A 26,073-nucleotide genomic window follows, 5' to 3' on the forward strand; every position below is an offset into this window, starting at 1 on the left:
GTCTCGGGGCTGGTGTGTGTGGGTGTTGGGGGGGTCGTCGCGGCGGTGCGGGGCGTCGCGCTGGTGCGGCTGGTCCGGGCCGCCGCCCCCGCCCCCCCCCCCCCCCTCCTGTGATGTCGACGGGTTAGCGCGTCGCCGTCTGCTGATTGGCCTGCTGCCCGGCGAGGCGCCGGGCTTGGCGGGCGAGGAAGAGGCGCTTGCGTCGCTGGTAGTGGACGATGATCGCGGCGATGCCGGAGCAGAACGCGATCCCGAAGGCCCACTGGCTGGCGGTACCGCCTTCCCCTGCGCCGGGGAAGTGCCCGATGAACAGGTAGCCGGGCAGGGTGATGGCGCCGAGGATGGCGCCGCGGCGGTAGCGGTGGGCGAGTTTCGGCTTGATGCGGTTGCGGCTGAGGTAGGCGATGACGCACCCGAGGAGCGCACCGAACACCACGGCGCCGGGGAGGGCGAGCAGGCCGGCGGGGTCGGTGAAGGGTGTGACGAGGAGTCCGATGTAGCCGAAGGGCTGGATGCCGAGGTAGAAGCCGGTGCCTCCGGCGAGGACGAGCCCGGGGATCGTGACGCCGTAAGGATTGCTCATGTTCCGAGCGTAAGGCGATTCTCCTACCCCAAAGGGTGATTTTTGGGCCAGGGCGCGCAGTGTCCGCTCGCGCGCGACCCGGCGTTTCGCCGGCGTGTCGGATCGGGTGGCGGGCGTGGTGGTGTCGGTGGTGGGCATGGTGGCCTCCGGGGTGCGGTGTTGTGGCATGGGAAAGGCCGGGGCCAGCCGTCAGGCTGGCCCCGGCCTTGAGGGTGGTGCCCGGCCGGAGGGGAAGGTCCGGCCGGACACCGGGTCTCATCAGAACGGCGGCTCGTCGCTGAAGCCGCCGGCGGTCGCGCCGACCAAGTCGCGCCCGGCGTCCGCGGTCCACGGGTCCTCGGCCGGTGCGGCCGCGGTGCTGGTGGCCAGGTCCGGGTTCACCTTCGATGCCGCGTTCTTCGCGTTCTTGGTGACCTTCGCGGTGGCGTAGCGCAGCGAGGGGCCGATCTCGTCGACGGTCAGCTCGATCACGGTGCGCTTCTCGCCTTCCTTGGTCTGGAACGAGCGCTGCTGGAGGCGCCCCTGGACGACGACGCGCGCGCCGCGAGTCAGGGACTCGGCGACGTTCTCCGCCGCCTGGCGCCAGATGGTGCAGCGCATGAACAGTGCCTCGCCGTCTTCCCAATCGCCGGTGGCGCGGTTGAAGGTGCGCGGGGTGGAGGCGACGGTGAAGTTCGCGACCGGCGCTCCGGTGGCGGTGAAGCGGAGTTCGGGGTCGGCGGTGAGGTTGCCGATGGTGGTGATGGTGGTGTCGCCGGCCATGGTGGTCTCCCTGGTGCTCGTTGGGGTGTGGAACGCGGCGCAGCCTGAGCACGCGGCGGCCGGGGGGCGCCGTGAGGCGACGTCCCCGGCCTGGCTCATCCGCCCGGCGTGAACCAGCCGGCGGCTCGACCGGCATCGGAGCTCGGCAGGGTGAGGGGGCTGGTTCACCCGGGCGGATGGGGCCGGGCTTCGGGGACGCACTGCCCCCGGCCGGGGTGTGCTTACCTTCGGGCGATCCACGACCCGGCGAGCCGGGTGAGGCCACCGCCGGTGACACGGCCTCACCCGTCACGCCAGCGCCCACGACGACTCCGCACCGTGTGGTGGGCCGGTGGCTGCCGGGCGATGCCCTTGCGCTGACCGCACGGCCGCTCGGAGCAAACAGTGAGCAGGGGTGGGTCTCACGCCTGGTCGGTCGGGGGCTCGCTCAGTAGCGTGCGGCGGGCATCGGCGCTGGCGTTCTGGATCACGCTGTGGATCTTCGATGGCGGGACAGCGTGGGTGAGCATGGTCGAGAGCAGTCCCGCCAGGGGCTGTTCGGGGTCGGCGTGCTCGAGCGCGATCCGCGCGACGGTTCCGTCGCCGCGGAGGTAGGCGTACACCGCGATGACGGTGGCGAGCGGGCCGGCGATGGGGTCGCAGCTGTGGCGCCACAGGTGCAGGACCAGGTTCTCGGCGGCGAGGCGCGCCGTGTTGTCGGGTAGGGCGAGCAGGGCGTCGCGGAACGCGGACACGGCGAAGGTCGCAGCGAGATCGATGACGTCGGCCTCGTCGGTGGGCAGCTCACCGTGGCCGGCGGCGCGGATCGCGGCGTCGGCGCGATCCAGCCGGACGTGCGCGGCCAGATGCCAGGATTCGTCGATGGCAGCGGATTCGACGGCGTGGTCGATAAGGGGCTGCAGTCGGGCGCGGACGGGCTCGCGGAGCGGGGTGAACCGCGCCGCGAGGTCGTCGCGGCGGGCGGCAATGGTGTATCCGGCGGCCACGGCGGCGGCCGCGGCCGCGGTGGCCGCGGGGTCGGGCAGGACGCCAGTGCGGTCGGTGTCGCGGTAGGAGCGCCAGCGCGCGCCTTCGGCGATAGCCGGCACGTGCACGAGGTCGACGTCGGTGAATCCGTGGTCGACCAGTGCCGTGATGACGGTGTCGACGTCGGCGCGCAGCGGCAGCACGCCGTCGCCGGTGGTGTCCTCGTCGTCGGTGCGGACGACGATGCCGGTCACGCAGGACACAGGCAGGTCGCTGCATTGCCGGTTGAAGTGCCGCACACAGTAGCCGACGTGGCCGGTGAGGCGGGTGAGGTCGATCCGGGCAAGCGGGCCGGTGGTGACCGAGCCGTCGTCATTGGCGAGTGCGGTGATCAGCACCAGGGAGTCGTCGGGGATGAAGCCGAGCAGCGCCGGGAGGCTGGCGACGAGGGTCGTGGTGCTGGTGAGAGTGAGAGACATGAACGTCCTTCCCGAGTAGAAGGGAGCGAGGGCCGTCGGCGGGACCGGGTCGTGGTTCAGCGGCCGAGTTCGGTGCGCAGCGTCTGTGCGGCGGGGTGGGCGATCCATGGCGGCGACGGTCGCCGGACGTCCCGGCCGGAGGCCGGGATGAATCCGTTGACCGCGACGCTCCAGAAGTCCGGCCAGGGTGCGGCGTCGGTGCGTTCGCTGTGGTAGATGACGATCACTGGCTGGCCGTCGCGGCGGCGGGCGCGGCCGGTGACGCGGATCGCTATCCGCGTCCAGTCGCGGAGTTGCACGGCTGTCGTAGAGCAGCGAGACCGGTGTCGCGGGCAGCGCCCGGCATCGGTCAGACCTCCACCGTCGTGTCGGCGACGACAAGGTGCGGCTGGCGCGCGCGTACCTCGGAGCGACCATCGGGTTCTGCGGGGTCGGAGACGAGCCGGCGACCGCCGAGTTCGGTTTCGATCAGCCAGCAGGCCAGCTCGTAGGCGAAATCGCGGGGGTCACTGGCGTTGTGGACGGTGGATGCGGTCACGAGGGACCTCCGTGTTGGGTGCGGATGACCGCGCCCGACCGGCACACCCGGGGTCCCCCGGCGCTCGGCAGGTCGGCGCGGCCGGGCTGCACGAGGTCGGCGCCGGGGGCCCGGGTGTGCTTTCCTGGCCGCGAGCGTCCGCGCCGAATACCATGTGCTTGGACGGTCTCGCTGCGGTTGGCGGCCGGCTGGGGCGTGAGGGCCTACTGCGGTCGGGATGTCGCGGCCGGATGGCGTGTGGTGTGATCGTGGATGACATGGATGTTGTGGTCGTGCAGGACCTCGGCGTGGTGGCCGTTGTCGGGCACGTACACGAACGCGGCGGGGCGTCGAGGTTCTCGGTGGTGTAGCACAGCATGTAGTGCGGGCCGGCGGTGCGGGGGTCGCTGCAGATCTTCTTGGCATCAGCGACGCTGACGCGCCACAGAACTCGTCGGCGGGTCGGGGTGGTGTGTTTGCTGGCGATGAACACTTGCGCTTCGGCAGTCGACACGGAGCGTCCTTTCACGACTGCGAGATGATCACGAATTGTGGTGCGGCGCGGTGTTGATGGGTCGGATGCGCAGTGGCGGGGAGAGCAGGTAGCAGGCCGCGGGGTGTCCGTGGAGGGTGACGACGTCGTAGCGGGTGAGCCAGACGGCGTGCCAGGCTTCGGCCGGGGCGCCGAGCCGGTGATCGATGTCCGCGCCGTGGACGGCGTCGGCGTCGATCTTGTGGGCGCTGGTGCGGTAGTGGCTCAGCCGCCCGGCGACCATGGGACAGGCCGCGGTGGTGTAGGCGGCGCAGTGCGGATCTATCTCGACGCCTTGATCGCACGATGTCGCACGTCAGCGACGAACGGATCGGCCGGCAAGCGCTGCGGTCGCTCGACCGCCGATGGCCGCGCTGCTGGCTCGCAACCCAGTCCGTTTACTCTAACATCTTGACTACGTACGGTAACGAATGGTGGGGTTGGAGTCGATAAAGTTGCGACCGCAATGTAGTGGGCCTAGGAGCATGGATGGCAGAGCTGATCGATCCACTCGAATTCGGTGTGCTTCAGGGGCATCCGAACTTGATCTCATATGATGCTCCCGTCGTACGTGCACTTGAGGGCGTTGGATTGGACGGACTCGACGAGAAGTTCCGCCGGGCGTTGTGGGTGGCGTTGGTTGATCCGACCTATCTCTACGAAAACCAAAGCGTCCTGCCCGACCTGACCAAGTGGCACCTCGAAGCCCTGAGCCGTCTTGGGGCAACCTACCTCCGCCGCATCGCGATGATCGAGGCGTACCAGGATCCCGCAGCGACCGCCGCATCGATGAGCATTCACGTCAGTCGTTGCGCTGATGGCTTCGCAGCGTGGGCCGCGAAACGCACCTGGTTAGCCAGTTCCGCCACGGTCGGGCGCACGTTCGCCACGGCAGCGACGCTGCCGCGGAAGGTGATTGCCGACCTCGGCAAACGGCTAATTGGTTTTCTGTGTCTCGCAGGGAAGGAAGGTGTCGCCGCCCGGCTGGTCGCTGACCTGACTTCGCTTACAAATGCTGCTACAACAGTGGTCGATCCCAAGACTACCCTCGCCCGCGAGCTGGCGCCCGACGTACCGTCGTACGAAATCATTCGCGAGGGGCCTGATCACGAGCCCGTCTTCCACACAACAGTGGTCGATGCTCGCGGACGATGCGGAGAGGGAACTGGGACGAACAAAAAGGTATCGTCGAACGCCGCAGCACAAGACTTCCTCCAGAGGCATTGCCCTCCTCCGAAATTATCTAGTCCAGCAAGAACCGCACCTACCTCGCCGCCCGTACCCATCCCACGGCCTTTGTCGCACGTGCGAGCGGTGGGACAGCTTCGGGAACTGTTCTCACTACCGCAGAAGGCCGAAGCTGTGCTCTCCCAGGCGCTCATTCACTCGTCATGGGCATACGAGAACAAGCCACTCGTGGCGTCGTGCGGACAGCAAGATAATTCGGCGTTGGGGTTCGTGGGATCCGAGACTTTAGGGTACGAGCATGCGCTCGCGGTCACCCGCAAGATCGTTAATACGCGGCCGGACGAGTTCATGTTCCTCAGTGTCCAGAATGAGGTCTACGAGCGCGCTTTCAGGCAGAGTGATTTAGTCTCGGGGCTATTGCTAGGAAAGGGGCAAGAGCAGCTGGGAACGACGACAGAGATCGGTGCCACCGCGTTCCAAGCGCTGATCGGTGCTGTCGCCGTCGCCAAAGGATTCCCGTCTTCACTGGAGAAGGTCTGGCCTCCCCAGTGGCATTCGATCTGGTCCGCCATCGCATCGGACCGCACCCGAGCGGCTGATCCAACGACACAGCTGAGCATGGTGGCAGCGATCGTCCCCTTTGAGGTTGGATACGAGGTCGAGAGATCAGGCCCCGATCACGCCTCGGACTTCGAAGCCGTCGCCTCGATCCAGTCACCCGCGCTCAACATCAGCACAACAGTGCGCGAAGGAACAGGCTCCAACAAGGCCAGGGCGAAACACCGCGTCTCAGTGAAGATACTCGCTGTTTTGGACAAACTGTCTGACGGGCACGGAATGCGCTCCTTATTGGAGCCGAACGCAGAAGACGTCCGGGCACTGGCACGTTTCCTGCTTGCCGCGCTCGTGGCGGCAGTACCAACTGCAAGCAACCATCTCAAAAAGTGGTCTATTGCAGATCTTTGTGGTCTGCATCTCGCCGGCGATCCTCTCCGACTAGCCGAGTGGGCGCGTGAAGCAGACCGCCTACTCGGCGATCGACTCGGTCGCCGGGTGGTTCCTTTGGACAGGCTAGCCAATGCGTTCCGCGCCATGAGCGGGATCGACGATTTCGACGCGGTCGACCGGGAACTGTCGACGATGCTCGGCGCGATCGAACGGATAGACGACCCACAGAAGCTGACCCAGGATTACGTCGATCACGTGGTTCAACTGTGTGATGTCTACCGATGCATAGGCTCCGATGAGCCAGAGGGCGATATTTCGACACTCGAGGAAGAGTGGCGAATACGATACCGAAATCGGCTCGTGATCAAAGGCGACCTACCGTCAATTACGCTGAGTGGACACGAACGTGCGGCCTTGGCCGCCGTCGCGGCCGCCCTGCTCGCGTCGCAACCCGCTGGTACGGTCGAAGTGCTGCCAGGGGCCGCCGTGCAATTGGCATTCCGCACTGAAGGAGTATCTGATCGTTCTCGCTTTGAGCTGGTGAGCCTACTGTGGAACACAACGGTGCACACACTCAGAATGACCGGGCGAGACAAGGGGATAGACGTCAGCTTTACGAGGTCTGGGAGCGTCGCAGCATCGGGAGCCATCTCCCGAGCTGCGAAGGAAGCCATGACGCCGAAGGCTGATCAGTATCGGTCATCGTTGGCGGACCTGCTGCACGATCTCAAGAACCAACTGGTTGCCGCACGTGTAGCGACTGCAGGCGCTTCCGAGGGGGAGACGCTGACCGTGGAGCTCCGACGGAAATTGACCGCGAGTACACATCTCGATGAGGCCCGAGCAATCGCACTCCGGCTGAAGGCGACTACCTCGGTTCTTGGCTCCACGACTTCCGGAAACATTGACCTTGGGATGTTTCTGCGGGACTATGCAAGTCGTGTGCTGTCCCGATTACCTCATTCGATTTCGCTTTCAATCCCCGCCGCCGAGCGCTCCGTGCAAGTCGAGATCGGCGCACCTGCGCTGTTAGCTGTGCTGGATAATCTGGTCACGAACGCCGTCGAGGCTATGAGTGAAGGTGGCTCAATTAGCATCGAGTGGACAGCAGACATTTACGAGGCAGCCGTGGAGATCGCGGACAACGGACCAGGGCTACCCGATGAGGTTGCACTCGCATGGGCTCACCGGAAGCGGATCCACAGTACGAAAGTCGGCGGAAACGGTCTTGGTCTGTGGGGTGCCCAAGCTCTGGTGTCACGTGCTGGTGGCGGACTGGCACTGCAGCCGACCGACCGTGGAACCTCGTGGTTACTCACGCTGCCGCTCGCAACTGATGCCGGGGTTGAATAACAATGATGAAGCAACTGGCCGGTATGTCCATACTCGTCGCCGATGATCAGATGGATGTAGTGCGTACGCTGTGCGAATCCTTACGTAAGGCCGGCGCGGATCTGCATTTCGTGCCAGATGGCCATGCGGCGTTGGATCATGTCTCAAGGTGGCCCATCGACCTATTGATCGTTGATCTCAAGATGGCACCGGGCGAATGGGGTGGCCTGTGGTTGTTGGAACAATTGCAGAGTCGAGAACAGCATGTCCCAGTTTTTGTACTTTCCGGCGAGGGGTGGGGAGTACGTGAAGCTTTCCGCCTCGGCGCGGTAGATTATATCGAGAAAACTGAGGCTGCGCAGGACCTACTCACCCGCTGCGTCGAGACACTAGAGAAACTTCAGGACGAAGCGCTCGACAAGGCGGGAAAGGAACTTCCCACGCCGCTGGCTTACCGATTTGCAAGGTACGAGTCGACGGTAGATTCTGACAAGAAAACCCTGGAAGGACTTCTTGTAGTCGAAGAAATCTTGCGGTTCTGTGCAATACTTGGATTAAGTGCGATGGAACCGACCCCGCTTCGCGGGATCAGTCGTCAGCAAATTGCCTCACTCAGCATGGGAACCTGGCTCGATCTGTGCATCGCGTTGGCGAACATCCCAGCCGCGGACATCAATTTCACGGAGGTTTGGTCATGGCTAGTGTTCAAGAAGTCGGACCAGGAATCGGTTAGGAGTCTTGTCCGATTGCGCAACGACATAGCACATGGTCGCCCGTCGGACCACACCAAGAGCACGTTGCTGGAGCACTTTCTGCGGCGGTTCGCCCATCGAGCACTTGGCCTCTGGCGAGCAGAACTTGCCGTCCCTCAATCGATGTCCTACGACGGTGAGTCTTTCGAGACGACCTACATCAGCATCACGGGCCTGGGACCACCTAAATACGGGACGATCCGCACCGCGGCTCCCCTCACTACCGGGAACCCCGTTCTCCTCGGCGCCGCCAGGCAACCACTCTCGCTGACGCCATGGTTAGTCGCTCACGGAGACGACGCCACGGGGTCGGTCCGATGCCTGCAGTTCGACGGCACAGTGCGTAGGCCTGGTTCCGATAGCACGGTGCCGTTGCGCTATGCCCCAACTGACGGGTTCCGCGGCGAGATTCCAACGGGCCTCCCGGGCGGTGGTTGTTGGGGTGACCTGCAGGCTTGGGCTGCCGATGGCGGTTAGACGCCGTCGTTTGGCGGCGAGCGGACGGTCATGCGTCGGATTCTCGACCAAGGTCTTCCAACAGTTGACTCAGACGATTGGCGGTGACGCCGTGTCGCTCGGCTTCGCGGGGCCATCCGCGTTGGAGCGCGTCCTCGGCGAGCGCGCAAGAAGGGCTCCCATACTCGAAGACCGACCATGATCGCCTGGACGAGCCGGTGACCCTCACGGGCTCCGAGATTGTCGAGATAACGGGATGCAAGGGGCGTGAAGCCCGGCGGGCTCGTCCGGCCGGTGTGAACCGGCGGTTGTGCGGGTGAGCGGGCATGCGATACGGCGGCGCCGGTTCACCCGCGCCGGATGTGGCCGGTCGCCGGGTTCAGGCGCCCCGCGCGTGTGGGTGCTGTGCTCCCGACACCCGCGCGCCACAAGCCCCGGGGGCCGGTCCCTCGTGTTCCGCCGGTGTGTCAGCTGTCGGCGGAGTCGGTCAGTGTTGCTCGCAATTGCGTTGCGACGTCCGCGATGTCGGTGTGCAGAGCGGCGAAGTCGACACTTTCGCGCATCCATCGGTGTACCAGCCGGGTGAGCTTCGTGGGGCGCGGACCGCGTTCGATGATGAGCCCGGCGACGGCGCCGTCCTTGCGCAGGAATGCGGTGACGGCGGTCAGCGCGGTCATGGTGGGCGCGTAGCGGTCGGAGGCGTGTCGCCACAGGTGCAGCCACAGCGACTGGGCCGCCCCGCACCGCTGCTCGGTGTCCTGGATGAGATGGATGTCGCGCAGGAGAAAGCTGGACAGCGCGGCGATCAGTTCCGCGATCTCGTGCTGGTCGGTGGGGAGCCGGCCATGGGTGGCGGCGGTGACCGCATCGTCGATCAGCTGCAGGCGCCGTCGCAGCCGCGGGAAGTCACCGGCGAGTTCTTCGGTCTGGACGTCCTCGGCGATCGGGTCGGCCAGGGTGGCGATGCTGTCGCGGATGTCGGTGGGCGCGGGAACGAATTGGGCGAGGAAGGCGTCGCGGTTGCCGTAGACGCGGTCGCCGTGGAGTACGCGTTCGGTGGTGGCCGGGGAGATGGCGGGGTCGGGCAGGGTGCCGGTGTGGTCGGCGTCGCCGTAGCACGACCAGACAGCGCCGGCGGTGAACGCCGGCACGTGCAGGAGCTCGACGTTGGTGAAGCCAGCCTCGTGCAGCCGGTGGGTGAGTTCGTGCAGCTGAGCCCGGTAGGGCAGATCGTTGGTGGCACTGCTGTTGTCGTGGACGACCGCGCCGGTGAGGCGCCGGACCGGCTGGCCGCCCAGCGCGCGGCTGAGAGTGGTGACAACCATACCGGGGAGCCGCATCGCCAGGTCGAGGTCGAATCGACTGATTCGGCCCGCGCGGACAGTGCCGTCGGCATGCACGACTGCGGCGACGATCACGAGGGAGTCGGTGGGGACGAACCCGATCAGGGCGGGGATGGCGGCCAGGAGACCCTCGTCGGTCAAGGAAATCGGTTCGGGCATCAGGGAACCTCGCTGACTACAGTGGACGAATGGTGCCGTTGGGAGGGGAGGAGGCGGGCGCGGACGACTGGAGACCGGAGGTCACCGGCCGAGCTCGGTCCGCAGCGTGTGCGCGGCGGTGTGGGCGATCCACGGCGGTGACGGCCGCCGTACGTCCCGGCCGGAGGCGGGGATCAATCCGTTGACCGCGACGCTCCAGAACTCCGGCCAGGGTTCGGCGTCAGTACGTTCGCTGCGGTAGATCACGCGCACGTCCTGCCCGTCGGCACGCCGGGCGTGCGCGGTGATCCGGATCGCGTTACGCATCCAGTCATGGCGCAGCACGGGCTCGTCGTAGAGCAACGAGACCGGTGTCGCGGGCAGCGCGCGGCACAGCTCGACGAGGACACCGCGTGCGACGTTCCACGCGCCGTAGCCGTCGAGGCTGCCGCGGTGGGGGATGTTGCAGGCGACCGACTCCGGCAGCACGTAGGAGCGGCTCCAGTCGTAGGGCGTGAACCACAACCGGTCTTCAGGCATGGTCGGCCACCGCCGTGTTCGCCTCGACGAGCGCGCGGGTCACGCGGTCGTCGGTGAGGCGGCGGCGCTCGTTCTGCACCTTCTTGGGCCAGGTGTGCGCGTCGGGTTCAAGGATGTTCCAGGCGGCGGTGAGTGCGGCGTCGGTGCTGAACCCGTGGGGATCGAGGTAGGGGTACATCGCTTTGACGACCCGGTGGGCTTCCAAACGACTGGAGAGGCAGCAGTGGAACTCGATCGCGTTGAAGAGCGCGATCTTGTGCCGCCGGGTGCGAGTGAGGTCGTCAAGCCCGGTTCGGGGCTCCGGCGCGAGTCGGCGGCCGCCGAGTTCGGTTTCGATCAACCGGCACGCCCGGGCGTAGGCGGCTTCGGTGGAGTCGGGCGGTGTGCTTTGGGCGGTGGTCGCGGTCATGGCGTGCCTCCGGGTCGGGTGCGGGTGAACCCGTCCTCGTTGAGCACACCCGTGGTCCTCGGGCGCCCGTCAGCTCACGTGACGTGGCGGAGGAGTCGGCGCCCGAGGGCTCGGGTGTGCTGTGCTGGCGGCGGTCGCCCGCACCGGCCAGAGTGCCTGATCGCGGCTACGGTCAGTCGGCGGGCGGCGGGGAGGTGAGGTCCCCCTCTTCTTCCAGAGCCTGCTGGGTCCGGCGCACGAAGTCGAGCAGTTCGGCCGGGGTGCCCTCGACGGTGACCACCGTGACGTTGCGGTCATCGGTCAGGACGAGGGCGAAGTCGCCGTCGTCGAGCAGTTGGGCGCCGGCCTCGTCGCCCGGGCACGCCAGCGTGACGTCGCATCCTGCGGGGATACCGGCGTAGTCGCTACTCACCGTGGGTCTCCTCGAACTCGGTGGCGGCGGCTGGTGCTGTGGGCGAACCCGTGAGCGTCCGGTGCCGGGCGCGGATGTCCCGTAGCGTGTGCGGATCCGCTGCGGGATAGGTGTTCTCGGCTACGTAACGGGTCACGGTGTCGATGTGGAGCGGCTCGTCGGTCGCCAGGACGGCCAGCGCGGCGCGCGCAGTGTCGTCGAGGCGTTCGGTGGCGGCGTCGCGCACGTGCCACAGCCAGGTCGGGAAGACGTACCGGCCGTCAGCGTCGGGCCGGAGGCGTTCGACGGCGAGACCGCTTGTCGGATCGGTGTCGTCATGGACTGCGTCGTCGTCGTTGACGATCAGGTCGTCGCCGTCCCAGCGGAAGCGCAGATGGTCGGAGGTGGCTTCGACGGTGATGGCGACCCACTCGGTGACGACACGACGAAACCGCGGTGTCACCGTGTAGTAGCGGCGGCCGGCTTCCTCGTGGGCCGCGAACGTCGGCTCGCCCAGTTGCGCGGGGAAGTAGGGCTGGTCGTCACCGCGCACCAGTCCTTCGTCGACGCGGAGAACGTCGGCGGGGAGGCCGTGCGGCTGTATGTTGTCGGGCATCGGGTCACCTGCCTGTGTCTGAAGTGGACGTGACGGTGTCGGTTTCGCGGGTGTCAGGTGCAGTCCAGGCCGCATCGGCGGCACAGCAGCACGACACCCTCAGGCGCGGTGCGGTCTGCCGGGTTCGGTTGCGGGGTGCCGGTGGCGTCGAACCAGAGCCCGGTGGAGGTCTGGTCGTCGCAGTCCTCCGGGCGCCCGATCGGCCAGGGCCGGTTCGGTACCTCGATCACGGTGCGGCCCGGGTGGACGTACTCGCGTGCCGTTTCGTCGCGTCCGTGCCAGCGGACCGGTTTGTCGCGGCGGCGCAGGACACCAAGCCCGCCGCCAGCTGTAGGGTCCGCGGGCCAGCGAGAGGAAGCGGCCCCGGCGCGGCCGACAACTTCGGGTAGAAATTGTGCGGACATCGGGATTTCCTTTCAGTGGGCGCAAATTGCGTGGTGGACGGCGCGGACAAGCGCGAACCGAGAACGGCACCATCGGCAGGAGACCATGGCGGGGTAGCGCAGTTCCGGCGGTGCCGGGGCCGGACCGGGCGAGTGGGCGAGGAAGGATGTGCTGTCGCAGCGGGGATCCCACGGCGAGCGGTGCGTTCCGCGTTCGCCGGTGACGCAGCGGGCGGTGATCGACCAGGTCGGGTCGGTCAGGTCACCGTCGCGGAAGCGGATCTCGATGGACTCGACGAGGTACCAGCGACGCCAGTAGCCGCACCAGTAGGTGCCGCCGACCTGGCGCGGGCCGATCGCGTCGAAGACCTCACGCATCCGCTCCCGGTGACGCCGCAGGCGTGCGTGCGCGGCGTCGAGTGCGCGCAAGACTTCCGGCGGCGGTGACCACAGGCAATCGCAGGGCTGCGGGTACCACGGTTCGGGCTCGTCGCAATCCCACGTCGGGTCGGTGTCGTCGCGGTCGCTGACCAGGTACTCACCGTTGCCGCCGCATACGCGGCAGCCGATGAGGGCCCACAGCCTGCGCAGGTGAGTTTTGCGGTATCCCGCGGGAACGTGAATTGCCGGCTCCGTCATGTGTCCTCCGTGAACGGCGGGTCACCGGCGGACGGGGCCGCCGGAGGTGATCGGAGCCCTGCCGAGCACGGCGCGGCCCGGGCCGACCACCGCCGGACGGTGGGTCGGCAGGGTGGCGGGTCCGGGCCGCGCCGTGCTTTTCTGGTGACCGGTTCCGCCGGGCGGCGTCCGGTCCCAGTCGACTGCCTGCTACTTGTCCTGCGCGGCGGCCAGGATCGGGACGAAGTGGGCGCAGACCACCGGTTGGCGTTGCCCGGCGGCGGAGATCACGACGGCGATGGCGGCGCGCAGGCAGGTGCGCACGGCGTGGTGGCTGGGGCGGCGCGTGGGGTGGGGTGGACGACGGTCAGGTCGAGTCGACGCTGACGCTCGCGGTTGTCGCCGCGCTGGTTGGGTTATTGGATGCTGGAAGTGTGGAGTCGAAACCTGAGGAATCGGTGGCCAGGGCGGAGAGACCTGCGTTTGGAACGAGCGGTCGACGAAGTCTGGCGGAAAATTTCTCCCTTGGCCGTGCCTCAATGGGAACGCATGGCGAAATGTCCGAAATGTTGCCAATGGTTGTTATGGTGTTATGGAGAGTTACTCATGCGACTAGTGGCTGTGCGGTAAATACCCCTCTTGGCCTATTTCCTTGAAGGGGCCGGATCGGCAAGGGTGATCATGGGTTCGTCGGGGGCCCGGCTGTGTGCTGGTTGCTCTTGGCGAGGGGGATCTCGTGCGTTGTCGTGGTGCGCGTTGGCGCGCTTTTTTGCTGTCAGTCGTGATCGGTGCCGGCACCGTGGTCACGGCTACACCGGCTCAGGCCGACACGCCGCCGGCGGTCGTTCCGGACTCGGCGCCGGACGAAGTCACCGCTGCCGCTTATGCCCGTGAGGGGAACAAGTCGGTCGAGGTGACGTCGGAAACCACCGAGACGTCGCAGATCAAAGCCAACCCGGACGGCTCGTGGACGATGACGCAGTACGTCCACCCGGTCCGGGTGAAGCAAGCCGGGGCGTGGACACCGGTCGACACCACACTGGTGCGTCAGACGGACGGGTCGATCGCGCCGAAAGCTGTCGCAGTCGACGTCAAGCTGAACCCCGGTGGGACCAGTTCCGCAGCCAAGCCCATCGTGCAGGCCGGGCAGGACGGCAAGGAAGTCGGCCTGAGGTGGACCAGTGACCTGCCGACCCCAACACTGAACGGTGACACGGCGACGTACGCGGACGTCCTTCCCGACGTCGACCTGACGGTAAAGGCCGTGCCCGAGGGGTTCACGGAGAACCTGGTCATCAAGACACCGGAAGCGGCGAAGAACCCGAAGCTGCGCGACATCCCCTTCGGACTCCACACCCGCAACACCACAGTCACGGTCGCGGAAGGAGAGGGCCGCGGCACGCCGGCACAAGCCACTCCCACCGACGGGCTGGAGGTGAAGGACACTTCCGGCGGGATTGTGTTCTCCGGTGACGCGTCGCGGATGTGGGATTCCTCCGGTGCTGGTTCGCCTGCTGAGCAGCAAGTCGGCGAAGGCGGCGGGCGTCGGGAGGCGGTGATGGACGTCGCTCTCGCGCAGGACACGGTGACCATCACGCCGGACCAGGCGTTCCTCGCCGACCCGGCCACGCGCTACCCGGTCTCGCTGGACCCGGGCTACTGGTGCGACTCGTGCGGGATCCAGGCGCACGTCGTGGTCCAGTCCGGTTACCCGGAGGCGCGGAACTGGAACGCCACGATCGGCGACCTGTCGAACCTGAAAGCCGGCTACGAGAACTACGACAGCGCCGGCACGTCGCGGTCCTACATCCAGATGAACTCCGCACGACTCGGTGGCACGGTGGTGCACAGCGCGACGCTCAACACCACGATTCAGCACAGCGCGAGCTGCACCCCGGCGCCGACCGGGTTGTGGCTGTCGAACCCGGCCAACTCCGACACCCGGTGGAACGCACAACCGGGATGGGTCTACCAGGTATCGACGATGAACACCGCGAACTGCAATGACGCGCCGGGCGTCTCGGGGGTGTTCGACGCGACTCGGGCGGCGAAGGACGCCGCAGCGAATCGCTGGGCGAACACGTGGTTCGCGCTTGCCGCGGCCAATGAGGGCGATGGCGTGGCGGCGTGGCGGCGGTTCGACCTGAACCCGTACTTCGCCGTGAACTACGACTCCTACCCGAACCCGCCGGCGAGCTTGACGATGCAGAACGGCCAGCTTCCCTGCACCTCGGGCGTGAACCGGCCATGGGTCTACACGAAAACGCCGCAAATCGCCGGCCGGGTGTCCGATCCGGACGGTGGCACCGTGTACGGCAAGTTCGCGGTCGCCTACGGCGCACTGGGCCACAACGTCTACACCCACGACAACGGCGCCAACCTGGTACCAGTCGGGACAGCCGGGCCGAACCAGCAGGGGACCGCGCAGCTGGCCGCGCTCCCGACGGGGTGGATCAACGAAGACGGGGTTTACAACTGGTCGATGCAGGCTTACGACGGTGAGCTGTGGTCGAACTGGGTCGGCAACTGCGAGTTCACCGTGGACACCAAGGTGCCGTTGCCACCGGATCTCGCCATGGCGTCGTGGACCGATCCCAAGGTGCAGGGCGACGCAGCCGATTTCAGTGTGTGGACCTACATGGCGACCGACGGCCTGTACGACATCGACCACTTCATCTACACCACCGACGGGTCGGAGCCGCAGCCGCAGGGATCGCCCACCGCGCCGGCGGTCCAGGGTACGGACGCCAACGGCAAGATGGTCGCCACGGCAAGCCTGAAGACCATCGCGGTCAACGGCAACCAGAACCTGATCAAGGTCAAGTCGGTCAACAAGGCCGGGATGCCCAGCCCCAACGCGACCTGCCTGGTCATCCCGGACTCGAACCCGGCGCTGGACGGGCCGTCCTGCTCGTATCACGTCCAGCCGCTCACCCCGGAAAAGGGGCTGGCCGGTGCGTGGGGGACGGACGAACCGTCGGGCACGTCGCTGACGGACACCGCCGCGGCGACTCCGGGCAACGGCGGGCTTGCCGCGCACCCGGCGACGGCGTCCGGTGGCGTGACGCGCGGGCCCGGTTATGACCACGGCAACAGCTGGACCCATCCCGACACGGCTGGCTACAGCGACGGAATAAAAGGCGCGATCGTCTTGGACGGAACCAGCGGCTTCGCGCAGACCGCGGACCGCGTTGTCGACCCGACGAAGTCCTTCACCGTCGCGGCGTGGGCGAAGCTCACCGACACCACCCACAGCCAGACCATCGTCGCGCAGGACGGCACGCAGACTAGCCCGTACGCGTTGCAGTACAACAAGGAAAGCAACACCTGGGCGTTTCGCGTGACCGCGGCTGACCAGGCGTCGCCTGGTGAGATCAAGGTGCTGTCGACCGGTCCGCCCAAGACCGGCGTCTGGACACACCTCGCCGCAACCTACGACGCATCTACCAACGTGGCCTCGCTGTATGTCGACGGCGCCAGGCAGAAGACCGCTGTGGTTCACCCGTGGGCCGCTACCGGCTCGCTCCTGCTCGGCGCAGGCAAAACAGCCGGCGCCCGCGGCGACTACTTCCACGGCTCGGTCGACGATGTCCAAGCCTGGCAGCGGACGCTGTCGGCGGCCGACGTGCACGACCTGGCCGACACCGTGGTCCCGCTGGCCGCGTACGGGCTGGCCGAAGGTTGCGGTCCGGAGCTCACCTCCGCGGCCTCGCGTGTCCCATCCCTGCGAGCTGGCTGGTCCCTGGGCGAAAGCAACGGCAACGTGGCCAAGGACGCCACTCAGCACGGCGGCGACTTCACTTTGACCGGCGGCTACGCGTGGGTTCCCGGCCGCAGCGGTGGGGGGCTCCAGATGGACGGCACCACGGCTTACGGCGCCACCGCGGGACCCGTGATCGACACCGCCTCATCGTTCACGGTGTCCGCGTGGGCCAACCTCGCTGATCTGAACACGAGCCACACTGTCCTTTCTCAGGCGGGGGTCCAGGCGTCGGCATTCGTCCTGCGCTACGACAAGGGCCCCAACCGGTGGGTTTTCGGCATGAACCCGTCCGACAGCACCTCAGCCACGACGAGCTGGGCAGTCGGCACGACAACACCTCAAGCTGGTACCTGGACCTTGCTGACCGGTGTGTTCGATCAGGCGACGATGCGGCTGAGCCTGTACGTCGACGGGCGCCACCAGAGCGACTCGAGCCTCGCGCAGAGCTGGACGGCGGGCAGGCCCCTGTACCTCGGTGCGGAGCAAGGATCGCAGAACTTGTTCAAGGGCATTCTCGACCAAGGCCGTGTCTGGGACCGGGTCCTCACTGATGACCAGATCGCCGCTATGAAGCCGTTCTCCTACTACGACTCGGTCAGCCAGACCGAGGGTGCCGCCTCGGGTGGGGTCTCCCTTGGCATGGAGACCGACGCCGCGGGCAACCCGGCGGCGTGTGCGGCTCAATTCACCATCAACGGTGGCGAGGTCGCGACACCCAGACCCGCCAACCTGCGAACCGACAAGTCGTTCACGGTCGAGGCATGGGTCAGGCACGCCTGGACCGCGGCGGACGCGGCCGCGAACGGGCCCGTTGACTCCTCCCCCCGCGCGGTCGTCGCGGCTGGTGACAGCCAGTACTCGCCCTTCCTGTTGGGCTACCGGCCGTGGGCCGACGCCTCCGGAACGCTGCACGGCAGGTGGAGCTTCCTGATCGCGCCGTACGCCACTTCGGGCGCCGACGGCCGGTTCGCGCTCAGCGACGCCGACGCGGCGGACAACACCTGGACGCACCTGGTCGCGACCTACGACGCTGCCACCGGCTACATGGCTCTCTACGTCAACGGAAAGAAGCAGAACCTCTACGTCAACACCCCGGACGGCGGTGGCGTTGTGGCTCGAGACTCCGGCTCTCCGCTCCTCCTGGGCCACGGTGTGTGGACTGGTGTGCGCAGCGACGTCTGGTACGGCAGCTTGACTGGGGTGCGTGTCTACTCAGGACTGAGGGACGCGCCCGGCGTCCAGCAGGACCGACGCCTCGATGACCCCGGCAACCTCTTCGATGTCGCCCACTAACTCGTTTCAAATCCGGCGCGCCGCGCCGCCTTCAGCAGGGGATAGGTCAGCAATGACTGGCAGACGTGGACTCTTCCGTACCGAGCGCAGCAGACGGTTCGTCGCGCTTGGCGTCGCGGTTGTACTGTTCGGCTCGGGCCAATCCGCCGCGGAGGCTGCGAGCAACGGCTGGCACGGGCTGGGCTGGGACCTTCCACCACTGCAGCAATCGCAGTCGGTCAACGGCGTCGACGGCGGCCTCCGCACACCGCCGGCACCCGCGCAGAGCCGGTTCAGCCCGTCTCCGGTCACGTGGCCGAGCGCAGCGACGGCAGAAGTCGACCTGTCGGCCGAAGGCCCGGCGAAGGCACCGGCTGGGCAGCCTGTAGCGCTATCGCGATCTCACAGCAAAGCAGCCGACGCTGCGCGGCGCTCGGTGGGCAAGGTCCGCCTCACTACCCTGGACCAGGCCGCGACGGCGAAAACGGGCATCAAAGGCGTGCTCGTCAAAGCCGAGCCAGTGCGCGGCGACACCGGAGGACCGGTGTCGATCGACGTCGACTACCACTCGTTCGGCGATGCCTACGGCGGCGACTTCGGCAGCCGCCTGCATTTGGTGGAGTATCCGTCGTGCCTGCTGACCATGCCGGACAAGCCCGCATGTCACATCGGCACACCGCTGAACTCGAGCAACGACACCAAGGCCCGGCACGTCACCGCCGACGTCACGCTTCCCCTCGCCCAAACCGGCACCCAGAACGGTGCGGCGACCGCGATGGTCGTCGCGGCCGAAGCCGACACGAAGGGCGGCGACGGTGACTTCACGGCCACCGACCTCAAACCGGCCGGCGCCTGGACCGCCGGCGGTTCGTCGGCGGACTTCAACTACTCGTACCCGATCAGCACTCCTTCCGCTGTCGGCGGGACCGGCCCGGCGATCAGCCTGAACTACTCCTCGAGCGCGGTCGACGGCCTCACCTCGGCCACCAACAACCAGGCCTCGGGCATCGGCGACGGCTGGAACCTGTCCGGCAGTGGGTACATCGAACGCCGCTACAAAGGCTGCGGCCAGGACCTGGGCGGGAACAACAACCAGACCAAGACCGGCGACCTGTGCTGGTTCAACGACAACGCCACGATCTCCTTCTCCGGCGCCAACGGCGATCTCATATTCGACAAGAACACGAGCACCTGGCATCCGAAGGACGACGACGGCACCCGGGTCGAGCGACTGACCGGCGGCGCGAACGGTGACAAGTTCGGCGAGTACTGGAAGGTCACCACCCCCGACGGCGTCCAGTACTTCTTCGGCCTCAACCACCTGCCGGGCTGGGCATCGGGCAAGGCCGAAACCCAGTCGACGTGGACCGTGCCGGTGTTCGGCAACAACACCGACGAACCCTGCAACGCCGCGACCTACGCCGCGTCCTGGTGCAACCGCGCGTGGCGCTGGAACCTCGACTACGTCGTCGACCCCCGCGGCAACGCGATCGCCTACTACTACCAGCCCGAGACCAACTACTACGGCCTGAACCGCAACGCCTCCACCGCCAATAACCCCGGTACCTCCTACAACCGCGGCGGTTACCTGCAGAAGATCGAATACGGGTTCAACACCAAGTTCGGTGATACCTTCGGCCACGCGCCTGCCCAGGTCGTGTTCGACAACGCCGAGCGGTGCTTCCCCAGCGGAACGGTCACCTGCGATCCGAGCCAGCTGAACTCCGGCACCGCCACCTCGTGGCCGGATGTGCCGTCGGAGACGATCTGCAACCAGGGCGCGGTGTGCACCTACGGTTCGCCGAGCTTCTTTTCCCGCAAGCGGTACACCAAGATCACCACTCAGGTGTCCGATGGCGGGACCGGCTGGAAACCCGTGCGGGAGTGGGCGCTCGGGCAGTCCTTCCCGTCGACCAAGGATGGGAACAAGACCGCGCTGTGGCTGGACTCGATCACCGAAACCGGGAAGATCGCGAGCCCGAACACGGTCGGGACGTCGGTGACGATGCCCCCCACGACGTTCCACCCGCTGGCAATGGCCAACCGCGTCAACGCGAGCCAGTACACGGCACTGACCCGCAACCGGATCGACGCGATCACCAATCCCCAGGGTGGCTTGACCACCATCGCCTACTACGACCCCGAGTGCGTTCCCGGCGTCACCATGCCCGACCCGGCCAACCTCAAGGACAACAAGCTCTCGTGCTACCCGGTGTACTGGACACCGCCGGGTGCGAACGACCCCGTCCTGGACTACTTCAACAAGTTCCGGGTCAAGCTGGTCGAAGAAGACGCACATACCACTCGCCTGGAACAGCACACGGTCACTCAGTACGACTATCTCGCCGGCGGGGCCTGGCACTACGACGACGACCCGTTCACCGACCCGAAGTACCGCACGTGGTCGCAATGGCGCGGCTACGGCGACGTCAAGACCACCACCGGTCTCGGGGGGCTCGCCGGTGACCCGGCCGGTCCACCTGTCGTCACCGAGACGATCTACCTCCGCGGCATGGAGGGCGCGACGGTGACCAGCGACAACTGGCACGAGTCGTTCACCGACCGCAAGGAAGTCGCCGGATTCGTCCGCGAAACCGTCACCTACCGAGACGGCGCCGTGATCGGTGGCACGTTGAGCGAGCCGTGGGTGTCGACACCCACCGGAACCGACGCCTACGGCCGAACCTCGGCTTACCTTGACACCGACACCAGCCGCACCCGCACCTGGCTGAACACCACCCAAACCTGGCGGATCTCGCGGACTCACACCACCTACGGCAAGTACGGCCTCGCTGCCACCGTGCAGACCGAAGGGGACACCGCCGACCCGAAGCAGACCACCTGCGCCACCACTAGCTATTTGGAGAACACCGCGGGGTGGCTGGTCAGCTTCCCCAGCCGCGTACAGAAGATCGCCGGCGTCTGCGACACCATGGCGAACCCGGCCGGACCCGCCAACATCATCAGCGACGTCCGCAACTATTACGACACTCAGGCCTTCGGTGCCGCGCCGACAAAGGGCAGCGTCACCCGGACCGACACGCTCGACGACTGGCCTGCCGCCGGAACCGAAAAGTGGACGAGCCCGGCCACGACCACCGTCTACGACGACTACGGCCGGCCGACCAGCTCGACCGACGCACTCGGCCTGACCACCACCACTACCTACACCCCGGCGAGCGGGGGACCGCTCACCCAGGTCGACACCACGTCACCGCCGATCAGCGCCACCAACACGACACGGCTGACCTCCACCAAGTACATCGACCCGGTCTCGGGCATCTCGATCGCCGGCAAGGACGGCAGCGGCCTGCGCACCGACGCCACGCAAGACGCGCTCGGCCGCATCATCTCCGTGTGGAAACCCGGCCACAGCAAGGCCGCGAACGCCCCGGCAGACGTCATCTTCACCTACAGCGTGAAGAACAGCGGTGGCGTCAGCAACGTCGCCGCCCAGACTCTGCTCGCCAGTGGCCAGTACGCGACCTCATACACGCTCTACGACGGCCTTGGCCGCACGATCCAGACCCAAGCCCCGCGCACTGACGACGGGCCAGGCCGGGTCATCACCGACACCTACTTCGACTCTCAAGGCCGGCCCTACAAGACCCACAACGCCTACTGGAACAGCTCTACCCCGTCGGCGACGCTCTACGTCACCGACGACGCCTCAGTCCCGAACACCACACTGACCACCTACGACAGCGCCGGCGCCGCGACGGCCAGCGCTTACCTGCTCAACTCCGTCGAGCAATGGCGCACGACGACGATCCCCGACGGGGACCGCAGCACCACCATCCCGCCCAACGGCGGCACCGCCACCACCGCGATCACCAACGGGCTCGGCCAGACCGTCCAGCTCCTGCAGTACAAGGACGCCACGAAGTACTCCGCCGGGTCGCCGGCCGACACGACGTCCTACACCTACACCCGCAGCGGCAAGCAGGAGTCGGTCACCGACACCACCGGCAAGAACGTCTGGACCTTCGGTTACGACCTGCACGATCGGAAGATCTCCTCGACTGACCCGGACACCGGCAAGACGACCTTCACCTACGACGCCGGCGACCGTCTCCTCGCCACGACCGACGCCCGCAACCGCCTCATCAGCTACACCTACGACAACCTGGACCGCAAGACCGCGGAGTACGACGGGCCCGCGGCTACCGGCGTCAAACTGGCCGGCTGGGCCTATGACACCTTGCTCCTCGGGCAACCCACCAGTTCCACGCGCTACGTCGGCACCAAGGCCTACACCAAGGAAACCACCGGCTACGACACCGCGGGCCGGCCTACGGGCAGCAAGGTCACCATCCCGGCAGGGGAACAGGGACTCTCCGGCAGCTACAGCTTCGGCACCACCTACGACCCGTACTCCGGTGCCGTCAACCAAGTCAGCAGCCCACGAGCCGGTGGTCTACCCGCTGAGCAGCTGTCGTTCGGGTACTACTCCCAGGGCGCACCGAGGACGCTGATCTCCAGCACGGGCACTCAACTCGTGGCCAAGACCGGCTACAACGAGTTCGGCCAGGTCCTCCGCACTGAGTTCAACAACCCGACGAGCCCGTACCAGGTCGCGGTCACCAACACCTATGAAAACGGCACCAAGAGGCTCGCCACAGTCCAGGCCCAACGGTCGACGACCTCCGACTATTGGATCGCCAACCGCGTGTACAGCTACAACGCGGTCGGCAACATCACCAAGATCGCCGACACCCCGCCCGGCGTCGCCGCGGACACCCAGTGCTTCCGGCAGGACTACCTGCAGAGGCTGACCGAAGCCTGGACCCCCGCCTCCGGCGACTGTGCGGCCCAACCCACCACCTCCGGGATCGGTGGCGCGGCGCCGTACTGGACGTCGTGGACGCTCGATGGCACTGGCAACCGCAAGACCCAGGTCCAGCACACCGCCACCGGCGACATCACCAGTACCTCGACCTACCCCAATCCCGGTGAGAGGCGGCCGCACGCGGTCCAAGCGGTCGCCACTGCCGGCCCGAACGGGACAACGCAGACCAGCTACAGCTACACCGACGCGGGCAGCACCGAAACGCGCGGTCCCACAGGGGCAGCGCAGACGTTCACCTACGACGCCGAAGGCCACGTCGCCACTGCTACGGAAGCCAACGGCGCCGCGAGCAGCTATCTGTACGACGCCGACGGCAACCTGCTGATCACCAAGGACCCGGCAGGTACGACTCTGTCGATCGGTGACACGGAACTGTTCGTGCCGACCGGTGGCCTGTTCGCCTCCGGCACGCGGTTCTACAGCTACAACGGCCAGGTCATCGCGACCCGCACCAGTTCCGGCGGCCTCAGCTGGAAGCTGGCCGATCACCACGGCACCACCTACGCCACGGTAGACGCGGCGAACTTGACGGTCAGCAAGCGGTGGCAGGATCCGTACGGAACCAACCGGGGGACTCCGTCGCCGACCTGGCCGGACAAGCACGGGTTCCTCGGCGGCTACCAGAACACCACCGGCGTGACCCACATCGGCGCCCGCGACTACGACCCGCTGACCGGGCGGTTCATGACCGCCGACCCGGTGCTCGACACGAGCGACCCGCAAGCACTGAACGCCTACAGCTACGGCAACAACAGCCCGGTGTCGTATAGCGACCCGACAGGCATGGTCCTGCAGATTGACGGCCGCCCCGCCTACATCGGCTCGGCCGCGATCGGTTCCATGAGCCCGGCGGCGCGGGACCGCGCGTACCAGTACAACTACGGAGTCGCCAGAAACTGGGCGTACGCAGTCAGCCACCGGACTCGACCGACGTATCCAGCGTTCGTGGGCAAAGAGAACCACTTGATGTCGCCGAAGGAGCGGCGGGCACATTGGGAGACACAGTTCGCCAATTGGTCGTTGCAGCCCCCAGACCATCGTCCGCCGGACTATGACCAGTTCGCGGCTGCGTTTTGCTCCGAGTTCCCCGACGTCCGTTCCTGCGATCCGTCGCCACCCACCCTGGAAGAGACCCTCGAGGTGGCTGCGCTGCTCGCCTCCGGGGGAGCGGTCGGCCTGCTGGCTCGGCTCGGTGGCGAGTTCGTAATCGGTTCGATAGGGGCTATCGAGGGTTCGGTAGGTGCCGGCGGCGCCGTCGCGGTCGGCGCCGGCGCCAGCGCCGGCGCCGGCGCGCTGGGGGACTACGGCGCATCGCTGGTGGCGGCGAAGATCGCCGCTGAGGCCCTCGGCGGTGAAGGTGCGGTGGCCGCGTGTGTTAGGAAGAACAGCTTCACCGGCGACACTCCGGTGCTCATGGCTGACGGCACCAGCAAGCCGATTGCCGATGTGAAGGTCGGCGATGTAGTCAGGAATGCCCTGCCCGACGACAGTTTCACTGAGCGGCATGTCGTGACTGCGCTTCACGTTACCGATGACGACCATGACTTCGTGGACGTCGCGATCGTCGCCTCAGGCGCAGTGGAGACCATCGCCGCCACCGCGCACCACCTGTTCTGGAACTCGACGACCGGTGGCTGGAAAGAGGCCGCCGACCTGCAAGTCGGCGACCAGCTCGCTACACCTCGTGGCGGTCGGATCGTCGTTGGCTCGGTACGCCGTTACGCTGCCTCCCGTCGGACTTACAACCTCACAGTTGACAGCGTTCACACCTACTATGTGCTGGCCGGCGACGTCCCAGTGATGGTCCACAATGGCGGCGGCGACAGTTCGAACCCGTGGAGCAACTCGCAGGAATGGACTCAAGGCCGCGTACCGACAAGCGGCGGTCCGGAGAACGGTGTCCTCTATCGACGAGGAGCCGGCGGCGGTATTGTTGACTGGGGCGTGTACGATGAGGGCGGAAACCTTCGGTATCGAGTAGATCTTTTCGGTGCCGCGCACGGAGGGGTCGAGACGCCTCATTGGCAGCCTTATCGCGTAAATACAAATCCGAACACTGGAAAGGTTTATGTGCAGCAAACTGGTGAAGCTTTTTCGGGTGACGGTCCGGTGGGAGGGCCGCCTTGCGGGTTCTGATGAGTAACCCGTATAGTTTAATTCTCCTGAGTGCGGGAACCCGGCACGGGTCGGAGGTGTGGTGAAAATGGCCGACGTGGATCACCTCTTCCTGCTGGCTGGGTCGCAGTCCTGGCAGGACCGTAGCCGGGCCGGGCAGGGACTTGTTGCTCGCATTGGCGAGTCGACGGTGGATGCAGTTGTTCTCCAATTGCTGTTGGATCCGAAGGATACCGCCGTCACCACTGCTGTTGCCGACGCGCTTTTGGCACGAGGAGATCTCGCGTCTTGGAGAATATTCGCGCACGCATGGGCTATAGCTGCGAAGATGCCGACTGAGACGAATCATATAGATCACCTGGTTAGCTGCTTGAATGGTGCTTTATATATGGCGAGCTTGAATCTCGAGATAGCAGAAAATATAAAGGCGATCGTCGACCAGCTTTCCGTTGATGGAGATGACGCGGTGAGGTCTGCCGCAAAAGAGCTGCGCAATTTGGTATTCGAAGGCCTGTGATGGGAGTGCAGCACGGCGCGGTACCAAACTCGCCGACTGGACCTATGACACCCTGCTCCCCGGCCAGCCCGCCGGCTCCACCTGCTATGTCGGCGCCAAGGCCCACACCAAGGAAACCGTCGGCTGCGATACCGCGGGCCAGCCTACGGGCGCAATGTAAACCATTCCGGCCGGGGAGCAGTGACTCTCGGGAACGCCACCGGTGTCGTCCGCATCGGCGCTAAGGGCTAGGACCCGCTGACCGGGCGGTTCATGACCGCCGACCCGGTGTTCGACACGAGTAACCCGCGGGCGCCGAACGCCTACGGCAACAACAGTCCGGTGTCGTTCAGCGACCCGGCGGCCATGGTCCTGCAGATCGACGGCCGACCTGCCTACATCGGCTCGGCCGTCTACGGGTGAGGGGATGCCTCGCTCCCTTCATTGAGGTTTGGCCAAAATGCCAGGTTATGAAAGGGCTCCGTTAAAGCGACGGAGATCTTCGGTGTGTGATCGGGACATGTGGATGACGTACCACTGCAAAGGGGTTGAAAGGCGTGTCATGGCTCAGTTTCGAAGCGGAGGCGATTGGTGGAGGGCGCATTCTGCGTACGCTTCGTCGACA

The 26,073-nt window shown here is 66.4% G+C and carries 18 protein-coding genes; 6 read left to right on the plus strand and 12 right to left on the minus strand.

Annotated features, from left to right (window positions below):
* Nucleotides 1-124 precede the first annotated feature (124 nt).
* The 6 genes from ACIRSS_RS23290 to ACIRSS_RS23315 form a co-directional block, all read right to left on the minus strand.
* On the minus strand, nt 125-583 hold the full coding sequence (locus ACIRSS_RS23290; RefSeq protein WP_400898187.1) for a hypothetical protein: 459 nt from the start codon (nt 581-583) through the stop codon (nt 125-127).
* Between the two features lie 258 nt (nt 584-841).
* The gene (locus ACIRSS_RS23295; RefSeq protein ID WP_400898189.1) at nt 842-1,345 is read right to left on the minus strand and encodes a single-stranded DNA-binding protein; all 504 of its coding nucleotides are present in this window, start codon (nt 1,343-1,345) and stop codon (nt 842-844) included.
* Nucleotides 1,346-1,746: 401 nt separating this feature from the next.
* Nucleotides 1,747-2,790, minus strand: a complete 1,044-nt coding sequence (locus ACIRSS_RS23300) for a DUF4192 domain-containing protein (protein WP_400898191.1) — start codon at nt 2,788-2,790, stop codon at nt 1,747-1,749.
* Between the two features lie 56 nt (nt 2,791-2,846).
* A complete protein-coding gene (locus ACIRSS_RS23305; RefSeq protein WP_400898193.1) occupies nt 2,847-3,089 on the minus strand; it encodes a hypothetical protein in 243 nt (80 codons plus the stop codon).
* A 50-nt stretch (nt 3,090-3,139) separates the two neighbouring features.
* Entirely contained in the window at nt 3,140-3,328 is a 189-nt protein-coding gene (locus ACIRSS_RS23310; protein ID WP_400898195.1) for a hypothetical protein, read from the minus strand.
* Between the two features lie 521 nt (nt 3,329-3,849).
* The gene (locus ACIRSS_RS23315; RefSeq protein WP_400898197.1) at nt 3,850-4,083 is read right to left on the minus strand and encodes a hypothetical protein; all 234 of its coding nucleotides are present in this window, start codon (nt 4,081-4,083) and stop codon (nt 3,850-3,852) included.
* A gap of 245 nt (nt 4,084-4,328) precedes the next feature.
* Here ACIRSS_RS23315 and ACIRSS_RS23320 point away from each other — a divergent pair, with 245 nt between their 5' ends.
* Nucleotides 4,329-7,328: a putative dsRNA-binding protein gene (locus tag ACIRSS_RS23320; RefSeq protein WP_400898199.1), complete on the plus strand. Its 3,000-nt coding sequence runs from the start codon at nt 4,329-4,331 to the stop codon at nt 7,326-7,328.
* A gap of 5 nt (nt 7,329-7,333) precedes the next feature.
* A complete protein-coding gene (locus tag ACIRSS_RS23325; RefSeq protein ID WP_400898201.1) occupies nt 7,334-8,536 on the plus strand; it encodes a PleD family two-component system response regulator in 1,203 nt (400 codons plus the stop codon).
* Between the two features lie 446 nt (nt 8,537-8,982).
* Here ACIRSS_RS23325 and ACIRSS_RS23330 read toward each other — a convergent pair whose 3' ends face one another.
* From ACIRSS_RS23330 to ACIRSS_RS23355, 6 genes are all read right to left on the minus strand, one after another.
* Nucleotides 8,983-9,999, minus strand: a complete 1,017-nt coding sequence (locus ACIRSS_RS23330) for a DUF4192 domain-containing protein (RefSeq protein ID WP_400898203.1) — start codon at nt 9,997-9,999, stop codon at nt 8,983-8,985.
* 99 nt (nt 10,000-10,098) lie between these two features.
* Entirely contained in the window at nt 10,099-10,536 is a 438-nt protein-coding gene (locus ACIRSS_RS23335) for a hypothetical protein (protein WP_400898205.1), read from the minus strand.
* Nucleotides 10,529-10,945: a hypothetical protein gene (locus tag ACIRSS_RS23340; protein ID WP_400898207.1), complete on the minus strand. Its 417-nt coding sequence runs from the start codon at nt 10,943-10,945 to the stop codon at nt 10,529-10,531. The genes ACIRSS_RS23335 and ACIRSS_RS23340 overlap by 8 nt, the downstream gene beginning before the upstream one ends.
* A gap of 172 nt (nt 10,946-11,117) precedes the next feature.
* Nucleotides 11,118-11,357 (minus strand): hypothetical protein, encoded by a 240-nt coding sequence (locus ACIRSS_RS23345; RefSeq protein ID WP_400898209.1) that lies wholly within the window; start codon nt 11,355-11,357, stop codon nt 11,118-11,120.
* Nucleotides 11,350-11,952 (minus strand): hypothetical protein, encoded by a 603-nt coding sequence (locus tag ACIRSS_RS23350; RefSeq protein ID WP_400898211.1) that lies wholly within the window; start codon nt 11,950-11,952, stop codon nt 11,350-11,352. Before ACIRSS_RS23350 ends, ACIRSS_RS23345 begins: the two co-directional genes overlap by 8 nt.
* A 416-nt stretch (nt 11,953-12,368) precedes the next feature.
* A complete protein-coding gene (locus ACIRSS_RS23355; RefSeq protein WP_400898213.1) occupies nt 12,369-12,974 on the minus strand; it encodes a hypothetical protein in 606 nt (201 codons plus the stop codon).
* A gap of 760 nt (nt 12,975-13,734) precedes the next feature.
* Between ACIRSS_RS23355 and ACIRSS_RS23360 the strand changes: the two genes are divergently transcribed.
* The 4 genes from ACIRSS_RS23360 (at nt 13,735) to ACIRSS_RS23375 (ending at nt 25,871) form a co-directional block, all read left to right on the plus strand.
* On the plus strand, nt 13,735-18,009 hold the full coding sequence (locus ACIRSS_RS23360; protein WP_400898215.1) for a LamG domain-containing protein: 4,275 nt from the start codon (nt 13,735-13,737) through the stop codon (nt 18,007-18,009).
* A 52-nt stretch (nt 18,010-18,061) separates the two neighbouring features.
* Nucleotides 18,062-24,973: a polymorphic toxin type 24 domain-containing protein gene (locus tag ACIRSS_RS23365; RefSeq protein WP_400898217.1), complete on the plus strand. Its 6,912-nt coding sequence runs from the start codon at nt 18,062-18,064 to the stop codon at nt 24,971-24,973.
* 67 nt (nt 24,974-25,040) lie between these two features.
* Nucleotides 25,041-25,469 carry a hypothetical protein gene (locus ACIRSS_RS23370; RefSeq protein WP_400898219.1) on the plus strand — a complete coding sequence of 143 codons (429 nt, stop codon included), beginning with the start codon at nt 25,041-25,043 and terminating at the stop codon, nt 25,467-25,469.
* Nucleotides 25,470-25,721: 252 nt separating this feature from the next.
* The gene (locus ACIRSS_RS23375; RefSeq protein ID WP_400898221.1) at nt 25,722-25,871 is read left to right on the plus strand and encodes a hypothetical protein; all 150 of its coding nucleotides are present in this window, start codon (nt 25,722-25,724) and stop codon (nt 25,869-25,871) included.
* Nucleotides 25,872-26,073: the final 202 nt, after the last annotated feature.

Origin of the sequence: Amycolatopsis sp. NPDC101161, from assembly GCF_044768185.1 — a bacterium.
Taxonomy (GTDB): Bacteria; Actinomycetota; Actinomycetes; order Mycobacteriales; family Pseudonocardiaceae; genus Amycolatopsis.